Annotated in this window: 24 protein-coding genes and 1 riboswitch; of the genes, 17 read left to right on the forward strand and 7 right to left on the reverse strand. The window is 44.7% G+C overall.

Annotated features, from left to right (window positions below; translation table 11 throughout):
- The first annotated feature begins 177 nt into the window (after positions 1–177).
- Complete coding sequence (locus J2T19_RS16980; RefSeq protein WP_307217759.1) at positions 178–792, forward strand: SCO family protein; 615 nt, start codon at positions 178–180, stop codon at positions 790–792.
- Positions 793–901: 109 nt separating this feature from the next.
- On the opposite strand, the gene J2T19_RS16985 is transcribed toward J2T19_RS16980, so the two are convergent.
- Both J2T19_RS16985 and J2T19_RS16990 read right to left on the reverse strand, forming a co-directional pair.
- On the reverse strand, positions 902–1,249 hold the full coding sequence (locus tag J2T19_RS16985) for a toprim domain-containing protein (RefSeq protein WP_056702325.1): 348 nt from the start codon (positions 1,247–1,249) through the stop codon (positions 902–904).
- Positions 1,250–1,417: 168 nt separating this feature from the next.
- On the reverse strand, positions 1,418–2,599 hold the full coding sequence (locus J2T19_RS16990; protein WP_307217762.1) for an MFS transporter: 1,182 nt from the start codon (positions 2,597–2,599) through the stop codon (positions 1,418–1,420).
- A gap of 214 nt (positions 2,600–2,813) precedes the next feature.
- On the opposite strand from J2T19_RS16990, the gene J2T19_RS16995 reads away from it, so the two are divergent.
- From J2T19_RS16995 to J2T19_RS17030, 8 genes are all read left to right on the forward strand, one after another.
- A complete protein-coding gene (locus J2T19_RS16995; protein WP_307217764.1) occupies positions 2,814–3,269 on the forward strand; it encodes an ATPase in 456 nt (151 codons plus the stop codon).
- A 94-nt stretch (positions 3,270–3,363) separates the two neighbouring features.
- The gene (locus tag J2T19_RS17000; protein WP_307217766.1) at positions 3,364–4,509 is read left to right on the forward strand and encodes a transglutaminase domain-containing protein; all 1,146 of its coding nucleotides are present in this window, start codon (positions 3,364–3,366) and stop codon (positions 4,507–4,509) included.
- Between the two features lie 107 nt (positions 4,510–4,616).
- Entirely contained in the window at positions 4,617–6,641 is a 2,025-nt protein-coding gene (locus J2T19_RS17005) for a peptidoglycan D,D-transpeptidase FtsI family protein (RefSeq protein ID WP_307217768.1), read from the forward strand.
- Positions 6,642–6,932: 291 nt separating this feature from the next.
- Positions 6,933–8,903, forward strand: a complete 1,971-nt coding sequence (locus tag J2T19_RS17010) for a peptidoglycan D,D-transpeptidase FtsI family protein (RefSeq protein WP_307217770.1) — start codon at positions 6,933–6,935, stop codon at positions 8,901–8,903.
- Positions 8,904–9,127: 224 nt separating this feature from the next.
- A complete protein-coding gene (locus J2T19_RS17015; protein WP_307217773.1) occupies positions 9,128–9,301 on the forward strand; it encodes a hypothetical protein in 174 nt (57 codons plus the stop codon).
- A gap of 307 nt (positions 9,302–9,608) precedes the next feature.
- The gene (locus tag J2T19_RS17020; protein WP_307217775.1) at positions 9,609–10,358 is read left to right on the forward strand and encodes a Cof-type HAD-IIB family hydrolase; all 750 of its coding nucleotides are present in this window, start codon (positions 9,609–9,611) and stop codon (positions 10,356–10,358) included.
- A gap of 3 nt (positions 10,359–10,361) precedes the next feature.
- Positions 10,362–10,853: a DUF456 domain-containing protein gene (locus J2T19_RS17025; protein WP_488262288.1), complete on the forward strand. Its 492-nt coding sequence runs from the start codon at positions 10,362–10,364 to the stop codon at positions 10,851–10,853.
- Between the two features lie 63 nt (positions 10,854–10,916).
- Positions 10,917–12,545, forward strand: coding sequence for a putative polysaccharide biosynthesis protein (locus J2T19_RS17030; RefSeq protein WP_307218073.1), 1,629 nt, complete (start codon positions 10,917–10,919; stop codon positions 12,543–12,545).
- A gap of 198 nt (positions 12,546–12,743) precedes the next feature.
- Here J2T19_RS17030 and J2T19_RS17035 read toward each other — a convergent pair whose 3' ends face one another.
- A complete protein-coding gene (locus J2T19_RS17035; protein WP_307217777.1) occupies positions 12,744–14,015 on the reverse strand; it encodes a DUF2515 family protein in 1,272 nt (423 codons plus the stop codon).
- 127 nt (positions 14,016–14,142) lie between these two features.
- Between J2T19_RS17035 and J2T19_RS17040 the strand changes: the two genes are divergently transcribed.
- The 6 genes from J2T19_RS17040 to J2T19_RS17065 all read left to right on the forward strand — a co-directional run bounded on the left by J2T19_RS17040 (position 14,143) and on the right by J2T19_RS17065 (position 19,723).
- Positions 14,143–14,487, forward strand: a complete 345-nt coding sequence (locus J2T19_RS17040) for a thioredoxin family protein (protein ID WP_145049633.1) — start codon at positions 14,143–14,145, stop codon at positions 14,485–14,487.
- A gap of 363 nt (positions 14,488–14,850) precedes the next feature.
- Positions 14,851–15,738 (forward strand): COX15/CtaA family protein, encoded by an 888-nt coding sequence (locus J2T19_RS17045; RefSeq protein ID WP_370874896.1) that lies wholly within the window; start codon positions 14,851–14,853, stop codon positions 15,736–15,738.
- Positions 15,739–15,956: 218 nt separating this feature from the next.
- The gene (locus tag J2T19_RS17050; protein WP_307217783.1) at positions 15,957–16,697 is read left to right on the forward strand and encodes a Cthe_2314 family HEPN domain-containing protein; all 741 of its coding nucleotides are present in this window, start codon (positions 15,957–15,959) and stop codon (positions 16,695–16,697) included.
- 140 nt (positions 16,698–16,837) lie between these two features.
- Positions 16,838–16,980, forward strand: a riboswitch (SAM riboswitch).
- Between the two features lie 125 nt (positions 16,981–17,105).
- Positions 17,106–18,143 (forward strand): methionine ABC transporter ATP-binding protein, encoded by a 1,038-nt coding sequence (locus tag J2T19_RS17055; protein ID WP_307217785.1) that lies wholly within the window; start codon positions 17,106–17,108, stop codon positions 18,141–18,143.
- Between the two features lies 1 nt (position 18,144).
- Positions 18,145–18,804, forward strand: a complete 660-nt coding sequence (locus tag J2T19_RS17060) for a methionine ABC transporter permease (protein WP_307217787.1) — start codon at positions 18,145–18,147, stop codon at positions 18,802–18,804.
- An 82-nt stretch (positions 18,805–18,886) separates the two neighbouring features.
- A complete protein-coding gene (locus tag J2T19_RS17065; RefSeq protein WP_056702353.1) occupies positions 18,887–19,723 on the forward strand; it encodes a MetQ/NlpA family ABC transporter substrate-binding protein in 837 nt (278 codons plus the stop codon).
- A gap of 157 nt (positions 19,724–19,880) precedes the next feature.
- Here the strand turns inward: J2T19_RS17065 and J2T19_RS17070 are convergent, their stop codons facing one another.
- On the reverse strand, positions 19,881–20,873 hold the full coding sequence (locus J2T19_RS17070) for a DUF2167 domain-containing protein (RefSeq protein WP_307217790.1): 993 nt from the start codon (positions 20,871–20,873) through the stop codon (positions 19,881–19,883).
- Between the two features lie 325 nt (positions 20,874–21,198).
- On the opposite strand from J2T19_RS17070, the gene J2T19_RS17075 reads away from it, so the two are divergent.
- Positions 21,199–21,963: an SDR family oxidoreductase gene (locus J2T19_RS17075; protein ID WP_307217792.1), complete on the forward strand. Its 765-nt coding sequence runs from the start codon at positions 21,199–21,201 to the stop codon at positions 21,961–21,963.
- A 130-nt stretch (positions 21,964–22,093) separates the two neighbouring features.
- Here the strand turns inward: J2T19_RS17075 and J2T19_RS17080 are convergent, their stop codons facing one another.
- Complete coding sequence (locus J2T19_RS17080; RefSeq protein WP_053783253.1) at positions 22,094–22,339, reverse strand: NifU family protein; 246 nt, start codon at positions 22,337–22,339, stop codon at positions 22,094–22,096.
- 80 nt (positions 22,340–22,419) lie between these two features.
- On the opposite strand from J2T19_RS17080, the gene J2T19_RS17085 reads away from it, so the two are divergent.
- Positions 22,420–22,674 carry a YuzB family protein gene (locus J2T19_RS17085; protein WP_056702359.1) on the forward strand — a complete coding sequence of 85 codons (255 nt, stop codon included), beginning with the start codon at positions 22,420–22,422 and terminating at the stop codon, positions 22,672–22,674.
- On the opposite strand, the gene J2T19_RS17090 is transcribed toward J2T19_RS17085, so the two are convergent.
- The gene (locus J2T19_RS17090) at positions 22,671–23,732 is read right to left on the reverse strand and encodes an NAD(P)/FAD-dependent oxidoreductase (protein ID WP_307217796.1); all 1,062 of its coding nucleotides are present in this window, start codon (positions 23,730–23,732) and stop codon (positions 22,671–22,673) included. The genes J2T19_RS17085 and J2T19_RS17090 overlap by 4 nt on opposite strands.
- Before the next feature lie 298 nt (positions 23,733–24,030).
- Positions 24,031–25,137: an aminofutalosine synthase MqnE gene (gene mqnE / locus J2T19_RS17095; RefSeq protein ID WP_056702363.1), complete on the reverse strand. Its 1,107-nt coding sequence runs from the start codon at positions 25,135–25,137 to the stop codon at positions 24,031–24,033.
- Between the last annotated feature and the right edge of the window lie 396 nt (positions 25,138–25,533).

Genomic DNA, 25,533 nt, shown 5'->3' on the forward strand with positions numbered 1-25,533 from the left:
AGGTACAATAGAAGCGTGCTCTATAATAGTTGGATTTTCTCGATAATACATAATTAAGAAATAGGCCATTGGTTCAACATGATTACATGTGGAGGAGCAAGAACAAAGTATAAGCCGTTTGATTTCATCCTATGTATGCGTCTTCATCGTAACGACAAGGGAGAAAGGAAGAGGATTATGTTCAGAAAGTATATTTGGACATGGATATTGCTCGCATTAGCACTGGCTATGGCTGTGTATCTGATGTGGGGAAATCTATTTGCAAGCAAGGAGAAATTACCCGAAATCCGGGAGATCCAATCCTTTTCTATGGAAAATGTAGATGGGAATACCGTATCGCTTGAGGATACTCAAGGCAAAGTCCGTTTATTCTACTTTTATTTCACCAGTTGTCCAGATGTATGCCCGATAACGACATTCACGCTTTCTCAAGTTCAGGATCTGTTGAAAGAGGACGATACATTTGGCAATGATGCTTCGTTTGTTTCAATTTCGTTTGATCCAGAGGTGGACACAAAGGAGAAGATTAAGGAATTTGCCGATCGATTCCATGCCGATTACAATGGTTGGTATTTCCTTCGCGGGGATATGGAAGAGACGAAGAAATTCGCCAGGGAATCTTTCCAGATTTTGATTGAGGGTGAGACTAAGGATGATTTTGCACATATGAACTTGATTGGCTTGGTGGATCGGAACAATCAACTGCGCAAAATCTACAGTCCAGGCAATACACCGGAAAATGTTGATCCTGCTGTGATTGCAGAAGATATCCGCAATCTAATTAAGGAGTAAGAAATGAGATGATGGGGTACGGAGTGTATCTCACGTATGTATAACAATTAAAGGCACCGCCCAGATCAAACACAGATCTGAGCAGGTGCCTCTTTGTATTGGGCATATTTTAAAATGACGGCTGTTCCGGATATTGAATATATGCCTCTAAGCCTGCTTTTTCCAACTGAGCAATAATGTATTCATCTGGTGTTCCTTCTACTCCCGCATAACCACGTCTGGTGTACATCTGTTCCGCATCCGGAAAAGCATCCCGCAGAACGCCTCTGATCTTCTTGCCAGAGCTGTCATTATCCATAAACAGATAGACTTCATCATAACCAACCTGCTTTTTAAGCGTCTCAAGCTTTAGAGAATTCAGTGTTCCAAATGTACACAAAATGTTGATCTCAGGTCCAACCAGTCGTTTGAGTTTGCTACGATCATTCTTACCTTCCACGATGACATGAATAGGCATCATATTCACCTCTTGTTCGAGAGCTTGTGTCGACATTCCCCGGGAAATGTTGTTGCGGAAATCGACGGATCATATATAGTGTAGCTGTAAATAGGGGAATGATGCAAAGGACTAGCAAAAAAACAAACTCTTGCAGGGATTGAGGCTAAATGAACGTCTATTATCATATTAACCCAAAACACTCTTGGTGTCAGACGCTGACAATGAACCTTCTCGTCTGGAAGTGAAATAGGGAAGCAGAAGAATACCAACCATTAATAAGACGAATCCGATAAAATAAGGAGAGACTCCCACACGAATCTGTCCAGCTGCGATCGGCCCAATGAATGATCCGATGGATGTTGCGATGGATTGTAGAGAGAAAATTCGACCTAGCTTGTTGCCGCCGCTTAGCCTAATAAACAGGGTTGCCATTGCAGGAAACGTGATACCCTTGGACATCCCGAGTACAAACAGGACAGTAGGCAAAGGCAACTGAGGAATAGCTGCTAAGGCGAAGAAGCAAAGGGACATCAATAATACACCTGCGGTTACACGTAGTTTAGGTGAATATCGGTTAAGGAATAACATGCTCAATGTAAATAAGGCTCCGATACTAATGATGGAAAATAGAAGTCCTGTAGACATGATGGAGGAATGGCCTCCTCCTCGAAGAGGCAGTTCAAAGAACAGGATACCTTGGGCACAAGCTATGACAAGTGGCAACGCAAAATAACGCCAGGATACGGGCAGGAACACCTTTTTGCTCTCCGTTAAATGGCTTGGCTTAGCAGGCTCAGTTACCTTCTCATGCTGTGGCTCAATTAACCCTTTAGGCATGGAGAAGAAGGCGATAACACCAGTCAGAATGAGCAAATAACCAAGGCTAGCAAAGGTTGCCGAAAATCCCATACTACCTACGATGAGTGCTCCTGCTGCGGGAGATACAACGGATGCGAGTGTATGCACTACACCATGACCAGACATATACTTGCCCTGAGTAACGGGATCACGAGACAACTGAGCTAGCAGAGCTAGACAGGCAGGAGATAGAAAAGCGAGCACAAACCCGCTGATGGAGCGAAGTGCGAGCAGCTGCCAGGGGGTGTGAATCTGGGCTTGAATGAGCAGAATGATGCCCGCACCTAACAGACTGAACACAATGTAGCGACGGCTACCGTGTTTGTCGATTTGCGTACCAGCAATGAGATTACCAGGTAAATGAGTCAAGGAGTAGATGCCCATCATCCAACCAATGAATGTTGGAGCTGCCCCAAGCGAAATCGCAAATGGCGTCAGGATTGGATACTGGGCATGCAGATCAAAAACAGCAAGAAACAAAAATAAATAGAGCCATATGGCCGTTTTCACAAAAGCCCCTCCTTGTTAAACGATACATGTTCATCGGTGGTGTATCATGGTATTCGCGTTTATCACGCATAACCTCATGGTACTACTTGTACGCCCGGAGGGACGAACTTAGACCCTTTATTTTCACACCTATAGGCTTAGCTGACAGCAGGTTCGGAAATCATGTATAATATTCGGGAAGTGTGTACTTAACTCTAATTCGGAAGGTGTAGTCATGGACATAGAAGTAATTAAAGAGTTTGTGATGCAGAACTGGCTTGTGATCGTTGTTGCATTGATCATTTTGTTCTTTGTTCTGAATGTCGTCAAAACGGTATTGAAATGGGCGATTGCCATTATCATTATTGCGGCTCTACTGATATACAGTGGTATCTCCATTGACCAGATCAAACAGACGGTAACGGATGTTCAAAGCAGCACGATGGATACATTGAAGAAAGAAGCAACGAACCTTATGGTGAACGAAGCGTCTAAGGCGACCTATGCCAAAGGACAGAATGGAGAATTCACTATTACAAGTCCCAATGTCGAGATTAAAGGCGCTGCAGGCTCAGACAAAGTCAATGTTACGCTTCGCGGGATCTCGCTGGGTGAATGGAATTTGGATAACGAAACGATACGTACCTTTGTCGATAAGGCTAAAGGGAACGTAACAGCACCAGCTTCTTAGAGGTGTTCAAAAAGTCCGATGTTGATTACGAGGGATGCCTAGCGGCAACCGTCCTTTTTGAACTCCAGCTTCGTAGTAAAGGGGGAATGAATTCGTGCTGCAAAGTTGGCTGGACAGCTTGAAGGAATTCAACGGGATTACCATTGTGCTGTTGTTAATTGTGGCAGCTTCATTGCTGCAAGGGTGGTCTAGAGGAGCATCGCGTTCCGCAGGCAGACTATTTGGTTTCCTCATGGATGGTATTATGGTGGTCATCAGTATTCTGCTGTCTGTGGGTCTTACGCTATGGCTTGCGCCATATGTTCAGCAATGGCTGTCTACGTATGCCGGGACAATCCCTAACCGAGATTTGAATCGCTGGGAGCAAATGTATTATACATTAGTTACAGCCATTGCTGATTTTCCGTTGATGCGGTTCGCTGTGTTATTTGTCATTAGCTATGGATTTATCCGATTGATTCTCGGATTCCTATCGTCCTTTTTCTATAAAAGGAATGATTCGGCGGATCGGGAGAGCTGGCCTAAAGGGTTCTTTAGCCGTTTAACCGGTGCAATCATTGGTGCGATTATCGGCTCTGCGCGTGGAATGATTGTGATTGCCATTCTATTTATGATCGTGAGCCTTTATCCAGGCAGCATGTTCAGTCGTTACGTGGAGGCTTCGCCCATCTACATGCAAGGAGCCAAATCTGTGATTGAGCCGTTGTCGGGTAATCTGATCAAGGACAAGCTTCCTGTGTTTACGCAGGCTGTGCAGAAAGAACTGGGTGGTATTTTACAGCGCAAGTATGATGTGATAGATCATAATATCCCGGCCGATATCGAGTCTGCGGCACAAGAGATTGTGCAAGGCAAGTCTACGGAGGAAGAAAAGGCGCGGGCACTGTATGATTGGGTTGGCTCACGAATTGAGTATGATTACGGCAAAGTAGATGATTATGAACAAAAAGGCATTTGGCATGAGCAGACTCCGCAAAATACGTTTGATACACGTAAGGGCGTATGCATCGACTATGCCCGCTTGTACGCTGTGATGGCTCGATCACAAGGGCTTGAGGTTAAGGTTGTCACAGGTCTTGGCTACAATGGGCAGGGCGGTTATGGTCCTCATGCATGGAACGAGATTTATTTGAGTGATTCCCAGAGCTGGATTCCGCTTGACCCAACATGGGCAGTGAGTGGCGACTGGTTCAATCCTCCGAATTTTGCCGATACCCATCTGAAAGATCAGACAACATAACAATACACCGGGCAGGAGCCCTGAATATGAGGACGTTGACAAGTTATCATGCCGTGAGTGATTCCATATTACGCGGTATGCACCAAGTCATGAAAGAGGTAAGGTGAATGAACAATCATTCAAAAGAAAAGGACGAACTTACGGATAAACGGCGCTTCAGTTACCGTATCAACGTATTTTTCTTCGTTTCCTTTGTTATTTTTAGTGTTATTATTGTACGTTTGGCATTTTTACAATTTGTTGAGGGACCTGAACTAAGTCAGGAAGAGGCCAGCAACATTACGAAGGATGTTCCGCTTGCTCCGGTGAGGGGTACGATCTATGATTCCACGGGTGAAGTGAAGTTGGCCTACTCCAAACCCATTCAGTCACTCTATCTAACGCTGTATAAAAATTATGGCGACGTAGGGGGCGAACCAAGTCCTTATATGCCCGAAGTGGAAGATATGGCAACTCGGCTTCATGATGTGTTTGAGAAGTACAAAACAAAAGACTCTGAGTCACTTACCGTGGAAAATATCATCGAAGAGATGGACTTGAACTCACGTAAAGCCAATGGATTCATGCCACGTCTGATTAAGAGTGGTCTGTCCGAAGAGGAAGTTGCTTATTTCCTCCAGCATAAGGATGAGTTCAAGGGCATCCAGATTGTAGAGGAAAGTGTACGATACTATGACCCAGATACCGTGGCAGTTCAGACGATTGGTTACTTGAAGAAATTTAAAAGTTCCAAATCACTCGACAAATATGAAGCGATTGACGCGGCGAATAAAACACAGAAGGATCCAGGTCTCGTATACACAGAGAATGAGTTTGTCGGCTTCGATGGACTGGAGCTTCAGTATCAGGATGTTCTGCGTGGTAAGAGCGGATATAACTCGGTGGACGTGGACTTGCGGAATCTGCCAGAAGGTGTAGCGGGGACGACCCCTCCCGAGAAAGGCTATGATCTGATTGCCAGCATTAACAAAAACGTTCAAGTGAAGACAGAGCAGGCAATTATGGATCAGCTCAATTGGCTTCATCGGAATCCAGTCTCAGGTAAATTGCATCCTAATGCAAAGACAGGTTTTGCGGTTGCGATGGAAGTAGACACGGGTAAAGTTGTGGCTGCCGCCAGTATGCCGGATTACGATACCAACGTATGGAGAACCGGAAGTATTACGAACGAGCAGTACGATAGTATTAAGTATATCTATCTAAATGGTACGATTCGGGGATTCGCGCCTGATGACTCCAGAAAGCGTGCGGAATCAGTTGTATTGCTCGGTTCGACCATCAAACCACTTAGTGTGCTGATCGGTTTGAAAGAGGGCTTTATTACAACAAACACAGTCTACCCGGATAGAGGTTCAACGACGTTTGGTGGAGATAATCGTAGAGTGCAGAACTCAGGCGGTCACGTGTATGGTCTGTTGCGTCCTCGTGATGCCATTCGTCACTCCTCTAACACGTTTATGATTGATGAGATCGGTAAAAACTTATATAGCCGTTATGGTGCCAAAGGTATTGATGTGTGGAATGGGTACATGGAACAATTCGGATTAGGCGTAAAAACGGGCGTTGATCTACCGAGCGAATATGCTGGTCTTAAGGATTACAACAATGATGCCGAAAGTTCGCTTACTCGACTTGTATATGCTTCCTTTGGACAACAGGGTAAATATACAGCCATGCAGCTTGCACAGTATACAACGATGCTTGCCAACAAAGGAAAACGGATGGAGCCTCAATTGGTAAGGGAGATCCGGGACTCGGAAGGTAACGTTGTAGAGAAGATCAAGCCGAAAGTGCTGAGTACTGTAGAGTTCAATGATGCATATTGGAATGAAGTACAGCGCGGTATGGCGACAGAGGTCTCGGCCTTTAGCAGCTTCCCGTATGATTTTGCAAGAAAAACAGGGACATCTACACAGGTCGTCGGCGGCAAAAATGTCGATAACGGGGTATTTATTGCATACGCTCCACGCAATAATCCTAAGCTTGCAGTAGCTGTAGTCATCCCTGAAGGGGGCTTTGGTTCGAGCAGTGCAGCACCAGTTGCACGCGCAATCTTCGATGCGTATGACGAAGAGTTTGGCTTAGACGGAGTTCCGAAGAAGAAGGAAAATAATGAAACGGATACGCAGTAATAACGTATCAGTTAATATTAAGAGGTTCCCTCTAGGGAACCTCTTTTATTTTTGATATCGTCCATCGTCTAATTCTACAATAGTTACGGTGAAGTGGACTTAAAGACAAAGCACATGTAAGACTGTTTTGGAGATGGTTCATGTTGTTAGTTATTTGGTGTATTACCATTTATGATGAGCTAATCACCTGTGACGAAAGTGTAACCAATATTTGGAGGACATTGTGGGTTACCTTTGATAAACTCATAGAAGAACAACGAATATGAACGTAGGAACGGAGAGGCTTAATACATGTTTAACCGATGGAAAAAGAGCAAAATTGTGACGGAAGATCCACCTGTTAATAAGCTATCGAGTGCAAGACTTAATATGTTTTTTTTCACAGCATTTGTCATATTTAGTATATTGATTTTCCGGTTAGCCTTTGTGCAATTCGTTGAGGGGCCTGAACTCACCTACATGGAAACGAGTCGTAATACGAAGGATATTCCACTTGCACCTGTGCGTGGACCAATCTATGATGCGACTGGAGAAGTGGCATTGGCTTATTCCGTTCCTGTACAGTCTCTGTATGTAATGTTATACGAGGACTACAGTAGAGGAGCGAGGCAAGAAGAAGCGCGGGAGTTAGCTGATGATCTGGCAAGTGTGTTCCAGCAGTTTAACCCAGGAGATCCAGAGCAACCGGATGCAGAAGAGATTATTAAACGCTTGGATCTTGAATCTCAGAAAGCGCATGGATATACGCCTAGGCTTGTAAAGTCGGATCTGAATACGCAAGAAATTGCTTATTTTATGGAGAAAAAAGCAGAGTATCCAGGGGCGATGGTACTGGAGGAGAACGTACGAAGATATGATCCGGATGGCGTTGCTGTTCAAGCCATTGGGTATACGAGAGAGTTCAAGGGACAACAGCAAAACTCAGAAAAGTATAAAAAAATTGGTGAGGCTGAAGCGACGCAGCGTGACCCCGGACTACGCTATACTCAACAGGAGAATGTTGGGGTAGATGGACTGGAATTTCAATATCAGGAAGAGCTTCGCGGGCGTAGTGGCTACCAGTCAATCGACATCAATGCCCGTAATTTGCCAGAGGGTGCGATGGAGCAGACACCGCCGCAGAAGGGGTATAGTCTGATCTCCACAATTAATAAAGAAGTTCAGCTGGCAGCACAGGAGGCCATCACCGATGAATTACGCAGATTGCCTAAAGCGGTTACCGGTTATGCGGTAGCAATGGAAGTGGACACGGGGAATGTCGTAGCCATGGCGAGTATGCCAGATTATGATCCAAACGATTGGGATTATGACAAAATTAAGTTTGTGTATCGTAACGGAACAATGGCCTCTTTCCCACCGGACGATTCGAGAAAGAAAGCAGAATCCGTTGTACTACTTGGATCAGTAATTAAACCGCTCAGTGTACTGATCGGCTTGAAGGAAGGGCTGTTTACAGCTGGACAGACCTATCACGATCAGGGTTATGCTATCTTAGGTAAAGACGGCAGACAAGTGAAAAACTCACATTCCGCATACAATGGGCACATCACGGCAAGAAGAGCTATTGAGAAATCATCGAATGCCTTCATGATTGATATGGTGGGTAAACGATTACTGAATAAGTATGGCTCGGTAGAAGGTATTAATAAGTGGGATGAGTACATGAAGGATTTTGGCCTTGGCGTATCTACGGGTGTAGATCTACCTGGTGAGTTCTTGGGACGATTGGAATACAAGGAGGAACATGAATCTGGGCTGACGCGTTTAGCTTTTGCATCATTCGGCCAACAAGCGAAGTACACCACACTTCAGCTTGCCCAATATACGACGATGCTTGCCAATAAAGGTAAGCGGATGGAGCCACATTTGGTGAAGGAGATCCGTGATGCGGATGGTAATGTGGTCAAGAAGATCCAACCCAAAGTATTAAACGAGGTCGAATTTGCGGATGCGTATTGGAATGAGGTTCACCGCGGGATGGTGACAAAGGTAAGCTCATTTGATGGATTTGCCTATGATTTTGCGCGAAAAACAGGAACCTCGGAGCAAGGTACAGGACCGAATAAAAAGGAAAATGGCGTGTTTATCGCTTTTGCACCACGGGATAATCCGAAACTTGCGGTAGCAGTTGTTGTACCCGAGGGGGGATTTGGTTCGGTTAGTGCGGCTCCAGTTGCCCGCAAAATCTTTGATGCCTATGACGAAGTGTATGGTCTAAACGGCATTCCCAAAGGTAAGAAGGATGCAGAGCAACAACAATAAGGTTCCGGAATAATTCATTCTTTAAAATACATGCGAGAACATAAGTTGAAAGACGGCTCATGATGAATGTAGGACAGGCAAGGGGAATTTGCTCTTGCCTGTTTATTTTGCATCGGCTAAAATTTGCTCAAGGGAAACTTTATTAGCCTGGTTTAAATTTTAATGCCTTGTACAACAAAGCCAGACATAAACAAAGACTTCAGGGTAAGAAAGGGGATGTTTGGATGTTAGTTGTGAAAATGGGGGGTATTCATCGAGGGTTCATAACACTTGCGGCTTTGGCGTTAATTTTGGTGGTTACTGCTTGTTCGAGTAAGGCACAGACCGGAAGTGATGGTGAATTGCAAGTTACAGCAACGACTGGAATGATTGTAGATGCCGCATTTGAGATAGCCTGAGCCTACTGAAATTACCGAATGGCTTAATCAGGAATCAGGGTAGCCCTGCCTTCACCTCTTTCCACATGCACGGTGTGAATTTGCACCCGTAAAGTAAATTTGTTTATGATCAGGTTCAAAATAAAATAGAAAATTGATTTTTAACCGTCTGCTTCGTGCAGGCGTTTTTTTGTTGCATATGGATCATCTGTGGTAAAATGTCGTTAGCTGTGACGTCCGGGGCGTCCGCTTGTGCGGATACCGGGCGATCTTTGTGTGAAAGTATGTTGGATGGGAATAAAGAGAGACAACTGAGGAGGAATACAACATGAGCGAACTGAAATACAAATTGCTAGCACTCGATATGGATGGAACATTGCTAGATGATAATCATGAGATTACACAGGAAACGGCCAAATGGATCAAAATTGCGATGCGCCGCGGTGTACATGTATGTCTATCTACAGGAAGAGCGGTATTCCATGCTATGCCTTATGCGGTGCAGCTTGGTTTAGAGACTCCGATGATTACTGTGAATGGTAGTGAAGTGTGGAAAGCTCCGAATGATCTACATTTCCGTCATCTGATGGATCCGTCATTAATCCGCAAGCTGCAACAGATCGGGGAGAAATATAACAGCTGGTACTGGGCATACTCCGTCGAAGAGCTGTTCAACCGAGATCGGTGGACAGACAATATCGAAGGCTTGGAATGGCTGAAGTTCGGATATACCACTGAGATTGACGAAGTGCGTCACCAGATCATGCTGGAACTACAGGAACTTGGCGGTCTGCAAATGACGAATTCTTCACCTGTTAACATTGAGATTAACCCGGCAGGCATATCCAAAGCGAGCGGTGTAGCTGAAGTGTGTAAGTTGCTTGGCATTGAGATGTCTGAGGTAGTTGCGGTCGGCGACAGCTTGAACGATCTAGCGGTTATTGAAGCTGTAGGTTTAGGTGTAGCTATGGGCAATGCCCAGGAGCAAGTGAAAGAAGCGGCAGATCTCATTGTGGGGAGCAATAATGAAGATGGCATCGTTGAAGTTATCCGTGAACATATTTTAAAGGGGGAGTAACCTTTGCTCGCAACCGTTGGTTGGATTTTAATTGTACTTCTGTTTGCAGTAGGCATGGCGGGAACCGTCTATCCAATCTTACCGGGTGCTGTAGCGATATTCTTCGCATTTCTGGTCTATGGATGGTTCTTTAGTTTTGATCCGTTTGGTGTGTGGTTCTGGATTACTCAGATTTTGATCGTCGTTGTACTGTTCGTGGCTGACTATGTCGTTAGCGCCTGGGGCGTTAAGAAATTCGGCGGTTCCAAACTATCCACCACATTAAGTACGATCGGTGTAATCATTGGCCCATTTGTCATCCCGGCGTTCGGGCTTGTACTAGGCCCATTCCTCGGTGCCTTTATTGGGGAGCTTATCGGAGGATCATCACCTTCCAAAGCGACTAAGGTTGGTTTTGGTTCCGTAGTGGGACTGTTCACAAGTACGGTAATGAAAATCATTTTGCAAATCGTCATGATTGTGCTCTTTATTATCTGGGTGGTTCGATTCGCATAGACATTAGCGAGTGTGAGCGCCATCTGGCTGCACGTCCGTGTGGAGGAAAGAAGGGGAATTGGTTTGTCTAAGAAGGAAACATTTATTAAGGGGACGCTCATTCTAGCGGCAGCAGCGCTCATAGCAAGGGTGCTTGGTCTTGTGCAACGTGTGCCACTTGAGCATATCCTCGGGGATATCGGTAACGCATCGTTTACCATTTCCAATACGGTATATTTAATGCTGTTAACAGTTGCTACGGCAGGTATACCAAGTACGCTGAGTAAAATGGTATCCGAACGCTACGCACTAGGACGAGCAGGCGAAGCACAGCAGATCTACCGGGCAGCCCTGATCTTCGCTGCTGTGGCTGGTGTTGTTATGTCGACACTGCTGTGGTTTGCCGCACCGTTCTACGCGACCCATATCTCGAAGGTACCGGAATCCGTTAGTGCCATTCGGGCTCTAGCACCAGCGTTGCTGCTCTTCCCGGCGATTGCCATGATGCGTGGTTATTTCCAAGGTCGAGGCAACATGACGGCTGGTGGTATCTCGCAGATTGTAGAACAATTTGCCCGTGTAGGAACAGCCATTATTGTGGCCTACATTATGCTGCAATGGAATTATGATGATCAGACAATTGCTGCGGGTGCTTCCTTCGGTGGTGTATTCGGAAGTATTGGTGCGTTTGCTGTTATGCTGTACTTCACCTTGAAACTACGTCGCAAAGATCGTGAAGCCCAGTTTGAAATGGAACGAGCTCAACAATTGCCGATGCGCGGCATTTACGCAGATATCTTCAAGCTGTCTATTCCGATTGTTCTATCATCGCTGGCGGTTCCTGCAATTAACTTCATTGACTCATCCCTTGTTGTTCCATTGCTAAGTGGTCGTAATGGATTAGAAGAAGCGACAGCCGTACTTGCGATCTTGGGTGCGAAGGCGCAAAGTATTGCGGGTATACCGCCGATTCTTGCCATCGCTTTGAGTCAATCATTGGTGCCGGTTATCTCGGCAGCATTCGCTCGTAAGGATGAGACTCATTTGAAGAATCAGATTACGCTAGCATTACGTATTTCGATTCTGACAGGTATGCCTATTGTTATTGCGCTCTGTACTGCGGCGTATTCCGTGAACGGACTATTATTTACTTCATTAGATGGAACACCGATCATTGCGTTGTTAACCTTCGGTACCATTTTCCAGATTACGATGATGACAACAAACTCCATCTTGCTGGGTGTAGGTAAACCGCGGATTACGATGATCAGTGTAGCTATAGGTGTAGTCGTCAAATTGGTGGCGAGTCTGATCCTTGCACAGATCTTGGGCATTTATGGCATTATTATCGCTACAGCGCTATGTTTCTTAGTAATTACGTATCTGAATCTCCGGGTGCTGAGAAAAATAGTATCCTTCTCGATCATGGGTGATCGTTGGAAAGGGTTCCTGTTGACTGTATTGCTTGCTGCAGGTGCTGGCTTCGGCACAAACTGGTTAGGAAATATGGTCTTTGGCTCATTCTTGCCATCCCGTGTATCGTTCCTAATGACTTGTCTGGTTGTTGGTGCACTAGTTGTAGTTATCTATCTTGTACTCTTAATTGTGCTACGTGTGCTGCGTAAGGATGAACTGGGAAGTTACCCACGTATTTTGCAAAAGGTTTTACGTCCACTGATGCGTCTGCAACGTGGAGTAGAGCAACAAGGGTAACCGATGGTAACCGGTCATATGCCCCAACTTAAGGGCATGCCTTTACCTATATCTAAGCATTGCATATAAGCCTGTTCGCTGTAATTATTCAGTGGACAGGCTTTTTGGTATGTGTACCAGATATTATCGAAGGAAGGGAAAGAAATTCTGGATCAGGATTGCTTTGCTATGTTGTTTCTTAATGAGATGTGATGGTACTTAATGTAATAAAGTTTTGGCATCATGAGCGGCCGCAGTTTTGAGCAACCCATATCGGTGTTCGTGACTCATCTCGAATAGCCATGGTCGACGTGGTGCGGTTAGGTGGCCAAGGCAATCCCTACTCTGGAGCCAGTCTTGTCTTGTAATCGGCTCATAGGGTGTGTCCTGCCACACAGCGAGTAATTCAGGGCTGTACAGTCGCTGACCCTCTGGTAGCCATTCCAACTCCAATAATTCTTTGCTATAAAACTCATCTTTCCCAGCATGCTCCTCGTGGGCTGTGAACAAGCCTGGCCAATATTCAGCACGCGATCCAAGGTGGGGTACGGAACGGGCAAATTCTAGTACTTGCGCCAATACTTGCTGGGTACCGAACAGCATAGCATATAGGCTTTTTCCAAACATTATACGTTCATCCAGCTTGCCGAAATGTTCAATGACTCGACCAGCAAGTCCTCTTCCACGTCCGAGTGGAAATACGATATGATTTAGCCCAGCCAGGTTATGCAGATGAAAGGCAGGCTTGGACAGCACTTCTTTTTTGAAATAAGGATGCTGCACAACTCGGCTCTCAATATAGTTCTGCTCATTAATAATTAATGCCACACTAAGCAATGAGCTGCAGCGTTCCAGCCAAAATCGTTCCCAAAAGGGAGTCATAAAGACAGAGACATGGAAGTGGGGGAGTAGGTGGAAACAACTTCGTCCCAGTCTTCGGCTATTCATGTACAACAATAATTGAGGGTAGGCATCTTGGAAGATAAGCGCATTACAACGCTCCAACATGCGATACATATGTTCTCGATCGGTTTGACTTTGCAGGTTGTGCATTAGACCACTCTGTAGATCTGTCATGTGGTATCCACCGTTGCGTGAAACCATATGAGCCAGCAGCGCCCAATGAAGCTCAGGACACTGTTCATAACATTCCAGATAGGCCGCTGTGCGGGTAATATTACTTCGATTATGCTCTGTCGTCAGTCTTTGGATTTCTTCTAAAATAATGCAGTCCTCTTCACATACAATCATGCTCCGAGCATGTCTAGTGGCAGCCGATTCCACTCCAGGCAATAAACGTTCAACTTCTTCTTGCAAGGATTGGGCGACATCAGATTGCCAAGCCAAATCACGTAAAGGATGACGTAGTTGATTGGAGGCTTGCCAAGCTGCCTGTTTGCCACGCCAGACTTCCCTCGCCGCACCAGGAATGGAACGCACAATGTGAAAAAAGGACTCCAGTGGTGGCGAATCTGTTTTGTGAGTATGCATTGCTCGTCATCCTTTCTCATGATTGCTCTAACGTCAGTATGTAATCAGTATGTACTGAATATTTGACTTCCACTCGGCAATTTGCTTCACTTAGGTTAAGACAAGGAAAAGAAAGGAAGATGTGATCATGGAACAAATAACTTCCAAACCTGAATTCGATGTAGCGATTCAATCTCCGAGATTGACTGTAGCCGTATTTAAAGCCGATTGGTGTGGAGACTGTAAGTACATCGATCCATTTATGCCTGAGGTAGAGGACAAGTATGCTCGTGAGCTGACACTGGTTGAGGTTGATGTTGATCAAGTGGGGACGGTTAGCGAAGAACAAAACATCCTCGGCATACCGAGTTTTGTGGCGTATACAGATGGACGCGAGCTGGTTCGTTATGTGAATAAGCTTCGTAAATCTAGAGAAGAGATTGAGCAGTTTCTTGATCGAGCTGTCGAAGTGTATAAAACGATCCACAAATAAACACTATCCATTTTAAAGGTTACATATGTTAACAGCCATTTTTCCATTATCGGAGAAGTGGCTGTTGGTATGTTCGTTAAAGTTCAGGAGACACTATTAAGATGTGGGAATGAACGCTTGTGTCTAAAATTTGAATTAAAATGACCTTCTGGTCATTTTTTAAACAGACGTTAACATTTTGTCACAAAGCGCGGCGTCAATGACACTTTTATCCGGTATAATGAGTTTAGTTGTGAATTACGTGTCAAAGTACTGAATCAAGCGAGAAACGATGTTTTTCGCCATCTTAAACCAACAGCAGGTGAGAAAAAATTGAAGCATTTAACCTTGTTTAAGTGGTTAACCGTATTAACTTGTCTTGTAATGTTCCTGGCGACATTCGGTGGGGGCATTGTTACCAAGACGGAATCCGGATTAGGTTGTGGCACAGAGTGGCCTTTGTGTAACGGAAAGCTTGTTCCAGCACATACGGTGGCATCCCTAATTGAATATTCACATCGTGCCGTAAGCGCATTGGCAGGTCTGCTGTCGATTGCCTCTTTTGTAGCATTTTTGCGGTTTGGTAAGTCTCGTCGAGATCTACAATTGTTCTCATTACTAACGCTCATTTTTGTTATTGTCCAGGGAATCATGGGAGCCTTTGCCGTGGTGTTCTCCCAATCTTCCGCCGTTATGGCGCTGCACTTTGGATTCTCCATTATAGCCTTCGCAAGTTCTCTAATGATGGCGCTGGGAATAAGGCAGGAGGCGCGTCACGGAGGACTAGAAAGATTAAATAATTTCCCTCGGGTAACCAAAGGCTTCCGCAATCTGGTTTGGTTTTCCACGGTTTATACGTATCTCGTTGTGTACACAGGTGCGTTCGTGAGCCATACCGACTCAGCAGGAGGCTGCTCTGGCTTCCCATTATGTAATGGACAGGTTGTTCCAGAGTTGTCCGGAGGGGTAGCTGTAGCCTTTGCTCACCGTTTGGCTGCATTATCCCTTGTTATTGTCATCGCGATTTTGGGTCATTATGCATATCGTAAACACCCGGATAACACCGAACTTCGGAGATTAGGTGTTATCGCTGTAGTGCTTATCCTGCTCCAAGTTTTCATTGGATTCGTGATGATGCTTACGATCGGGCGCCCAGAAGTGTACATGTTCGTTGCGCTTGCGCATATGTTGGATATTGCCATATTGTTCGGCGTTCTAACGTACATGAGTTTCCTTGTTTACAAGCTGCATCGTCCAGTTAATCGTTTCTAAATCAAGTATACAGATTCAAGATACAGGACGTTATAATGCGACAACGTACAGAGTCTGCCTTTCCATGATGTAGATCATTGGAGAGGTGGACTTTGTTTGATGTTAGGCATGACAGGGCAACCTAAGCGAAGCAGCATTCATGCATTTACTCTGATCCCGATTTTGTTTAACATGATTAAGCATCCCATGATCAGCAGAATGCAAAGAGGAGGCTGTATATGCTGCGAACGTTGCTAGGCGAACCGCCGCGCCAAAATGAGGGTATTTTGGAGGAAGCTATTGATTCAATGGTGGAGACTTTGGAGTTACTGCAACGACAACTGGAGAAGAACCAAGATCCAACGCATGATTATCGCAAGTTATATGTATGGACGCAGGGGTTAATTTCTTCGTTGGATGAACTGGAGCAAAGTTGCTTTGCAGCATCTCATTTTCGGAAAAAGGTGAAAGCGGGTTCTATAGAAGACATGACCAGTGAAGAAAAGGCTGAATACGCCCGGTATGTTTATTTTTACAAGGATGGATTCATTCGTTGCTTTGCCATTTTGGACAAGACAGGAACGGTGCTGAATGAACTGTTTCAGCTCAATACAACCAAAGTAAAAACGCATTTCTCTTATTTTACCGTGTTGCGACAGTTTGGATATGCAAAGATGCATTCGGAGCTAGCTGTTAAGCTGATTGAGATCAAGGATGTATACCGAGAGCCCATGAGTAAATTACGCAAACGCAGAAACATGGAGATTCATTACATGAATTCTGAGATGCAAGATGATTTGTGGCAACTGCATCAGACGTTGCAGGGGAAAGTGAAGCTGGAGGATTTAGATCAGCATTTGAACGAATTGCGACAAGGCTTAGATATGGTGTGTACTACTTTGAAGGCGTCTTATGGATACATTAATAAAATGTGGGTTCAACAAGGTTTTAGAGAACGTACTAAAGGGCTAAAAGCATAATATTTACCTTTGACAAATCGGAATACTTGGACTATACTGAGTTCCTAATAGGACATTAAGTGTAATATGTTTCAACATGAATTATCTGAACAGTATAATTGCGGAATTACACGAACTTATACAATCTTACAATATCATATTTCTTATCGAGAGCGGCGGAGGGACAGGCCCGATGAAGCCCGGCAACCGATTTATAACGACAATGGCAAACGTGTCATTCTTTATAGATGTTAGGTGCTAATTCCTACAAAATGGCGTTAAGCGCGATTTTGGCAGATGAGAAGGTATATTCTTTCAAGCGAAGAACCCTTTCAGTTTCTGCAAAGGGTTCTTTTTTTATTGCATGAATGGGAGTTTTCCTCTCTTTCGGGTAAAGATAGGTGTAAGCAGTGGGAAGGAGAGTATTACTTGATTGAATTAAAGGGAATAACCAAAACATATGGTAGAGGCGCAAAGGCTACGACTGCGCTTGCGGATCTGAATCTGAATGTACGCAAAGGCGAGATCTTTGGAGTCATTGGGCATTCGGGTGCGGGTAAAAGTACATTGATTCGATGTATAAATCTACTGGAGCGACCTACTGAAGGTGAAGTGTGGGTTAATGGAGTGAACTTGACCAGTCTGAGCAAGTCTGAATTGCAACAGCAACGGGGTAAGATCGGCATGATCTTTCAGCATTTCAACCTTCTCTCATCTGCTACGGTCTACGACAATGTTGCTTTTCCACTGAAGTTGGTTAATACGCCCAAAGCGGAGATCGACCGTAAGGTAAAGGAAATGCTCACCTTGGTCGGACTTGAACAGCATAGTAACAAGTATCCTGCCCAATTGTCAGGAGGACAGAAGCAACGGGTCGGCATTGCACGTGCACTCGCCAGTGATCCAGATGTCCTGCTATGTGATGAAGCGACGTCTGCTCTTGATCCACAGACAACAAGTTCTATTCTGAAGCTTCTGCTGGATATTAACCAGAAGTATGAGTTAACGATTGTGCTAATTACCCATGAAATGCATGTAATCCAGAGTATCTGTGATCAGGTTGCAGTTATTCATCAGGGCGGCATCGTTGAACAGGGGCCAGTTACGAAAGTATTTCTCAAGCCGCAACATGCCATCACACGAGATTTCATGCAGCAAGGTCAGGCGACTGATTTGTTGTTGCTTGAAGAGGAAGGTCTGGGAAGCTCAGAGAACAGCCATAAGAATGGCGAACAATCTCAGTTGGTGAAGATCTCGTTCTTGGGGCAGAAGACGTATGAAGCTATTCTGTCACGAACCGTTCGCAAAACCGGCGTTGATTTCGCGATTCTGCAAGGAACGATCTCTACGATCAAACAAGTCCCTTATGGACAGCTTATCGTTCGTTTCGAGGGAGATTCTGCTGCGATTAGCTCAACTACCCGTGAATTAGTCGAGCAGGGACTTGATGTGGAGGTGCTTCGTTAACATGGATTTTTCAACTGTACACTGGGAAGAGGTCGGCAAAGCGTCTATTGAGACACTGCAGATTCTTCTTGTATCCGGTCTGTTTACTGTAATTATCGGCTTACCATTAGGTGTGCTACTCTTCATGACAGCAAGATCCCCATCGGCAAAATCAATTCTCGTTTACTCGATTCTGTCGGTTATTGTCAATATATTGCGATCTGTTCCATTCATCATTCTAATTGTTGCTCTACTTCCCGTCACTCGCGCCCTTGTTGGGACAGCTACTGGTGTACTGGGGACAATCCCACCGCTTGTCATTGCAGCAGCGCCCTACTTCGCGAGGATTGTGGAGACGACTTTGCGTGAGGTAGATCGTGGTGTTATCGAAGCTGCTCAAGCGATGGGAGCCTCTACAGGGCAGATTGTAAGACGTGTTCTGTTACCAGAGGCACTGCCTGGTTTGTTAGCAGGTATAACCATTACCATTGTTACATTGGTTTCTTATACGGCAATGGCGGGTATGGTTGGTGGCGGTGGTCTTGGAACACTGGCGATCAACTATGGTTACTATCGTTATCAGACAGAAGTCATGCTTGTCGCGGTAATATTGATTGTTATTTTAGTACAAGTACTTCAGATGTTTGGAGATCGTCTAGTTAAATTGTTCACCAGGAAATAACACATAGACAGCATGACTCGCTCTTATCAAATTGGATAAGGATGCTGCATGCATAAAAATTATTGGAGAAGGGGTTTTACACATGAAAAAATGGTCATTTGCTCTACTAAGTATTATGCTGATTGCGGTACTAGCAGCATGCGGAAACAACAAGGATGCAGATAGCGGTGCAGACAATTCTGCTGGCGCACCACGTACCGTTGAACTGAAAGTAGGAGCATCGCCTACACCTCATGCTGAAATTCTAGAAAGCATCAAGCCTGAACTCGAAGCAGCAGGCATTCGTTTGCAAGTTGTGACATTTAATGATTACGTTCAACCGAATCAACAACTGGCTGACAAACAATTGGACGCTAACTTCTTCCAACACCAACCGTATCTAGATGCAGAAAATGCAGCACGTGGCTTTAACCTCGTTACTGTAACTCCTGTACATGTTGAGCCTTTTGGTGGTTACTCCAAAAAGATCAAATCTCTGGATGAATTGAAAGACGGCGCAAAAGTTGCAATCCCGAATGACCCATCCAATGGTGGCCGTGCATTGTTATTGCTTGCAAAAGAAGGTCTGATTACGCTTAAAGACAACACAAACATCTCGTCAACACTGCAAGATATCACTGAAAATCCAAAAAACTTGGAGATCATTGAGTTGGATGCAGCGATGATGCCTCGTCAACTGGATGAAGCAGATCTGGTATTCATTAATGCCAACTATGCACTGGAAGCAAATCTGAATCCAGAAAAAGATGCTCTTCTAATCGAGGATCTGCAAGGTAACCCTTACGCTAACATTCTTGTAGCTCGTGAAGATAATAAAGACGCAGATGCTATTAAGAAACTGGCAGAAGCTCTGAATTCCGAAGCAGTAAAAACATTCATCAAAGAGCGTTACCAAGGTGCAGTTGAACCTGCATTTTAAGTAGTAACTTAGCGAAACATAGAGAGTCGAGCACGTATATCATTGATGTTTAATGATATTACCGAGTGCCGTATCGATAATAAAACATAAAAGCCCTACATCCTTGTTTATAAGGTGTAGGGCTTTTGTGTATGATTCATTAGTGTGGATGGAGCGATTAGTGCTTATTCGGGTCGTTCTCTGATTGATCGGCAGAATGGGTGTGTTCAATGGATTCTTGCCCAGCGGCATGCTGCTGATACGCCTGTTCAGCAGGAGAAAGAGAATTCGCATCCGTAGAATGCTCAGCATCATTTTTTTTGCGTCCAGTCAGCTTATTACGTAGCCATCCGAATGCACCAACGACTAGAGCGACGATCACAAACCATCCTTTTTTGAGCAACAATAACAATCCTACTTTTTTGGCAACAGCAACTCCTGCACCACCAAGGATCAGGCTGGTAAGACCGAGTTCTGATTTTTTGTCGATCGAAGCATCAAATTCCTCATACTTGTTCCCCGCAGTGACGGTAAGATTGGAGAGAACGCTATCCTCAAACTGTCTTCGGTTTTCCTCGAAATTAGCACTGTCGGTAACGAGAATAACTCCGATATAGCCTTCACGTGTCAGAACATTCACATTGTAATTAACGAGGGCTTCCTGTTGAGCATCCTTCAGACCAATGGAGTACAGCAGATGGTGTTTGGAGCTGTCATACGTCGGTTCAATGTCCCACCCAGTAATAAACAGTTGGTTATCAGGAGTAGTTCTTTCATTCTGTTCCTCTGTACCTCGTTTGTAACTGTCTAGGAGCTCTTCAGCATCGAGATTGTCCTTGTCACTGTCGTCAATATGTCCAGGGTCGTTGTACTCGAAGATCACGTACCAGTTCGAGTTCTCGCCAGCTCCATAGATACTACCGATCTCTGTCCCGTTCGGGAAGGATTCAGTGTCTTCCATGAAACGTTGCGTGTTGGCTGCATCTAAAAAGGTAAGTCCTTCAACCAGTTTTAAGGAGGCTTTGTTGTCGAGAACGACATCGCGTGGTCCGTCTAACCATTGATAATCTTCAATGGTGTTGTCACTTTCTGCTGAGGCTATGATGGAGAAGGGGCCTTGTAATGTAAATACAAGCAGTATTGCGATAAGGGATGCTACACATTTTTTCATCATTGCTATAAGTCCTTTCAGCGGGGCCATGTAATGATTATATTTACATGATCATATGTATTGTGTCATTACTTTCACAGAAAGAAACGACTTATCGACATTACCATAGACACCCCAACCAAACAAGGTATATATGGTTAATTAGGGGTTATTTTACTTCTTAAGACCTAATTAATATCAAAGTAATGGCTGGGAATATAAGTATTTGGTCTGAGGTTTACACTTTTTTGCAAAATAAGATGGGCAAGAGAAAATATGCAAGTTGTGAGGGGGTGATAAATCTTTTATACTAATGAATGACTGCTCTTTGAAGAGGGGGATGGACGTGAAGGGGAAGATTGCCCTCATAACGGGAAGTGCCAAAGGCCTTGGAAAAATGACAGCCCTCAGTCTGGCCGATCAGGGATGTCATATTGCCCTGAATTACGTGAATAGCCGACTCGAAGCAGAGGAGCTTCAGGCGCAGATTATAGCCAAAGGCGTTAATTGTATTGCAATCCAGGCTGACATTTCGAAGACCGAAGAGATTACATTTTTGGTTAAACAGGTGGAAGAACAGCTCGGCAGCATTGATATTCTTGTGAATAATGCAGGGCCATTTGTTCGTGAGCGCCGTTTGTTTGCTGAATATGCAGAAGCGGAAATACAAATGTTAGTACAGGGGAATTTGCTTGGACCCATGCTGCTTGATCAGTATGTGCTGCCAGAGATGCGGCGTAAGCAATGGGGACGCATAATCCATTTTGGATTCAGTCATGCCGGAGAAGCTAGATCATGGCCTCATCGAGCTGTATATGCAGCCGCGAAGGTGGGCTTGGTTTCTTTTACCAAAACATTAGCTGTGGAAGAAGCACCTTACGGAATAACCGTGAATATGGTGTGTCCTGGTGATATTCGCGGCGCCAATAAAGAGAAAACGATAGATGAGATTGCCGGGATTGCGGACGAGGAAACACCAAGAGGACGTCCTGGCAGCGGTGAAGATATTGCACGTGTCATTACGTACCTCTGCTTAGACCATTCGGATTTTATTACAGGTAACATAATGGATGTGTCTGGAGGACTTGATCCGATTCGTCCAACGATTTAGAGAAAATGAGATATGAAGCGGTAGAGCTAAGGTAATGTGAACTATGCGAAGTAAGAAATAGACACAAAAAAAGAGCCCTCCGCTTCAAGTGAAGCGAAAGGCTCTTGAGGTTTATTTCGTGAAGGATTGATTAGAATACTTGTACGACTTCTTGTACACCCTCAACTTCTTCAAGAAGGGCGCGTTCAATCCCGGCTTTTAAGGTAATGGTGGAGCTTGGGCAACTGCCGCAGGCACCGACCAGTTTCAGCTTAATGATGCCATCCTCCACGTCGACCAGTTCCACGTCACCGCCATCGCGTTGCAGGAACGGACGAAGTTTATCAAGCACATCAGATACCTCATCATACATGGTGCTTTGTGCGTTTTCGCTCATATTGTTCAACTCCTTTCCTCTATATATTATATTACAAATGACCATAAATTAAAATGGTCAAACAAAGCAGGTGAACTGAAATGAGACCAATTATTGAATTTTGTGCTAACAATATGCATTTTGGCACCGATGAAATCATGGATCAACTGGAGGAGAATCCAGATTATGATGTGATTGAATACGGCTGCCTTAGCAATTGTGGGCAATGTTACATGACTCCTTTTGCACTGGTGAATGGCGAATTAGTCATTACCGACAAAGTCGAAGATTTGTACAATGCCATCTTAGCCAAAATTGCTGAAGCCGATGCTTGGAGTGAGCTGGATCTCGATTAACCGAGATGACGCTTGGACATCCAGAGCACACCGCTTTTCAAAATACGAGGCACACGTCCCATCATGGACGTTTTGCCCATCAGCCCAAAACCAGCCTTCTTACCGAGCGCACCTAACGTGCCGCGAAGCTTAAGAGGGTGTGGATTGGGCTTTTCACCTTTCCAAAGGGCATGCTGAATATGAGCGATCTGTTCACCCTGTACTTCTGCTGCTTGACCACTTGGAGCGTAAGGTACGCTAGCGCAGTCACCAACAACATAGACATCTGTATATTCAGGAATTTGATAATATTCGTTAAGGACAACACGGCCTTGGGGATCTTTAGTGACATCCAGATCCTGTACAACTTTGACCGGCTGGATTCCTGCAGTCCATACTACGGCGTCCGTCAAAATTTCTTCATCCCGATTATAAATTCCATCTGCTTCAAGACGGGAAATGGCAATATGTCCACGGGTCTCGACCTGATGTTCACCGAACCATTCATGAACATATGCAGATAGACGTTGTGGGAAGGCGGACAATACACGTTCACCACGGTCGAGGATGCTGATATTCAGATCGGGTCTGCTCTCACGAAGCTCTGCGGCCATCTCTACACCACTTAGACCGCCACCAACGATGTGTACTTGTCCATAAGCTTTTACCTCGCTGAGACGAAGGTACGTTTCTCTTGTTTTGCTGAAGCTCTGAATGGTGCAGCTAAATTCCTCTGCTCCCGGTGTGTTATGGAAACGGTCGGTACAACCTAATCCAATCACCAGTTTGTCATATTCCAAAGGGTCTTGGCCTTCAAATTCAATCTGACGCTGTTCCAAATCAATCGCTGTTACTTCTCCATAACGATACGTAACTTTTTCGTGAACTGGAAATTGGATGCGCAGGTCGTAATCGGATACGGTGCCTGCTGCGAGTGCGTAATATTCGGTCTTTAGTCCTTGAAAAGGGCTGCGATCCACCAATACGATTTGTGTGTCTGCTGGAATTTTACCTTCAAGAAGTTCTTTGATAATCGTGAGGCCACCATAACCGCCTCCGAGAACGACGAAATTTTTCATGACTCGGCTTCCTTTCTGCATCAGTCCCGTTAAGTGGGGCTGCAACCTGTGGAGCAGCTATGCTTCCATAGCTGCTCCATTGTTTTTATTTTGATAATCAGAAAATATGCATTTCAAATTATAGATATCGTGCAGCACGATTGTACCGTGAGTACAACCCTTGGAGGTTACTTTAGGAATGAGATATAGTCGAAAATGCTGACCTAGACAACAAAATTGTTGGAAAGAAGCAGCCGAGCTATATCCTACCTGAATGCGATTCAATGCTTGGGTTTGGCTGAAAAAGTATAATGAGCTATTACTCGTATACTTGAATTTCGTTATAGAACGTATCACGCTCTACAGGGATGCGCCCAGCACCCTTGACTAACCAGATCAGCTCTTTACGAGTTAATCCTTCTGGCGTGAGTGCACCTGCAGCATGGCTGATCTTCTCGCGTACAATTGTACCGTGAACATCGGAAGCACCGAAGCTGAGAGCCACTTGTGTTAATTGTGGACCAATATTAATGAAGTACGCTTTAACATGGTCGATGTTATCGAGCATCAGGCGGCTGATCGCAATGGTTTTGAGATCTTCGTAAGCAGAGTTACGACGCATGATACTTGCGCTTTTGCTCTTAGGCTGCATGGAAAGCGGGATAAACACCATAAAACCATTTGTCTCATCTTGAAGCTCACGAATTTGAACCATGTGATTCACACGATCTTCGTAGGATTCAATGGATCCATACAACATGGTTGTATGCGTACGCATGCCTAGGTTATGAGCAGTGCGGTGTACTTCGAGATAGCGATCAACATTGGCTTTGTCTACGCGCATTTTTTTGCGGTACTCATCAGACAGAATTTCCGCGCCGCCACCAGTCAAAGATTTCAGACCTGCTTTTTGCAGCTCTTGCAGAACTTCCTTAATGCTCAGACCACTGATGCGAGTGAAGAAATCAATCTCTGCAGCTGTGTAAGCTTTTAACGTGACATCCGGATATTTTTCGTTTAAAGCACGCAAAGAGTCGACATAATATTGAAAAGGAACATGATTATTATGCCCGCCTACGATATGAAACTCACGTACGCCTGGATGAATATGTTCTTCCACATAATCAATCATTTCCTGACCGGACAACGTATAAGAGCCTTCTTCACCCTGGTCTTTACGGAAATTACAGAATGCGCAGCGAGCTTCGCATACGTTGGTGAAATAAAGGCTCATGTTCTCGATGAAATATACTTTCTTTCCGTTCTTCCGCAGGTTGGCTTCGTTAGCCAGTTGACCCAGCGTGAGCAAGTCATCTGTCTCATACAGATAGACACCGTCTTCCACGCTCAATCTTACGCCGTTTTGAACCTTCTCGACGATCTCGGCCATTCTTTTGTCTGTAAATGGTGTAACTAATGTAGACATTTGTTATTCCTCCTGTTCTTAACCGGATTAAGTAGTATAGACTGTTTGCAGGGCTACATCAGTATGGTGAAGCTTAAAAAACCGCTAACTGGATGGATGCAAAAGCTCACATAGAAAAAATGCGGTCAACAACCGCCTTCTATTGTTAAACTAACTCTTATTTACCCGGTGCAGCATATACTGCATTGTGCAATGGACTTATTGGTTCGAGAAAAAGGAGTCTAATGACTCTATATGCATTGGGGACTGCGTTGCAGTCTCGAAATGTGAAAAAAATTACAACTCCAATTATGACCATCATCTGAATAAGTCATGACAAAATATCGACATTTCAGAGCGACCACCTATCCATTATAAACCTCGTGTCCCGGGGGTTCAATACGCTGGGAAGAAAAA

Origin of the sequence: Paenibacillus tundrae (assembly GCF_030812775.1) — a bacterium.
Taxonomy (GTDB): domain Bacteria; phylum Bacillota; class Bacilli; order Paenibacillales; family Paenibacillaceae; genus Paenibacillus; species Paenibacillus tundrae_A.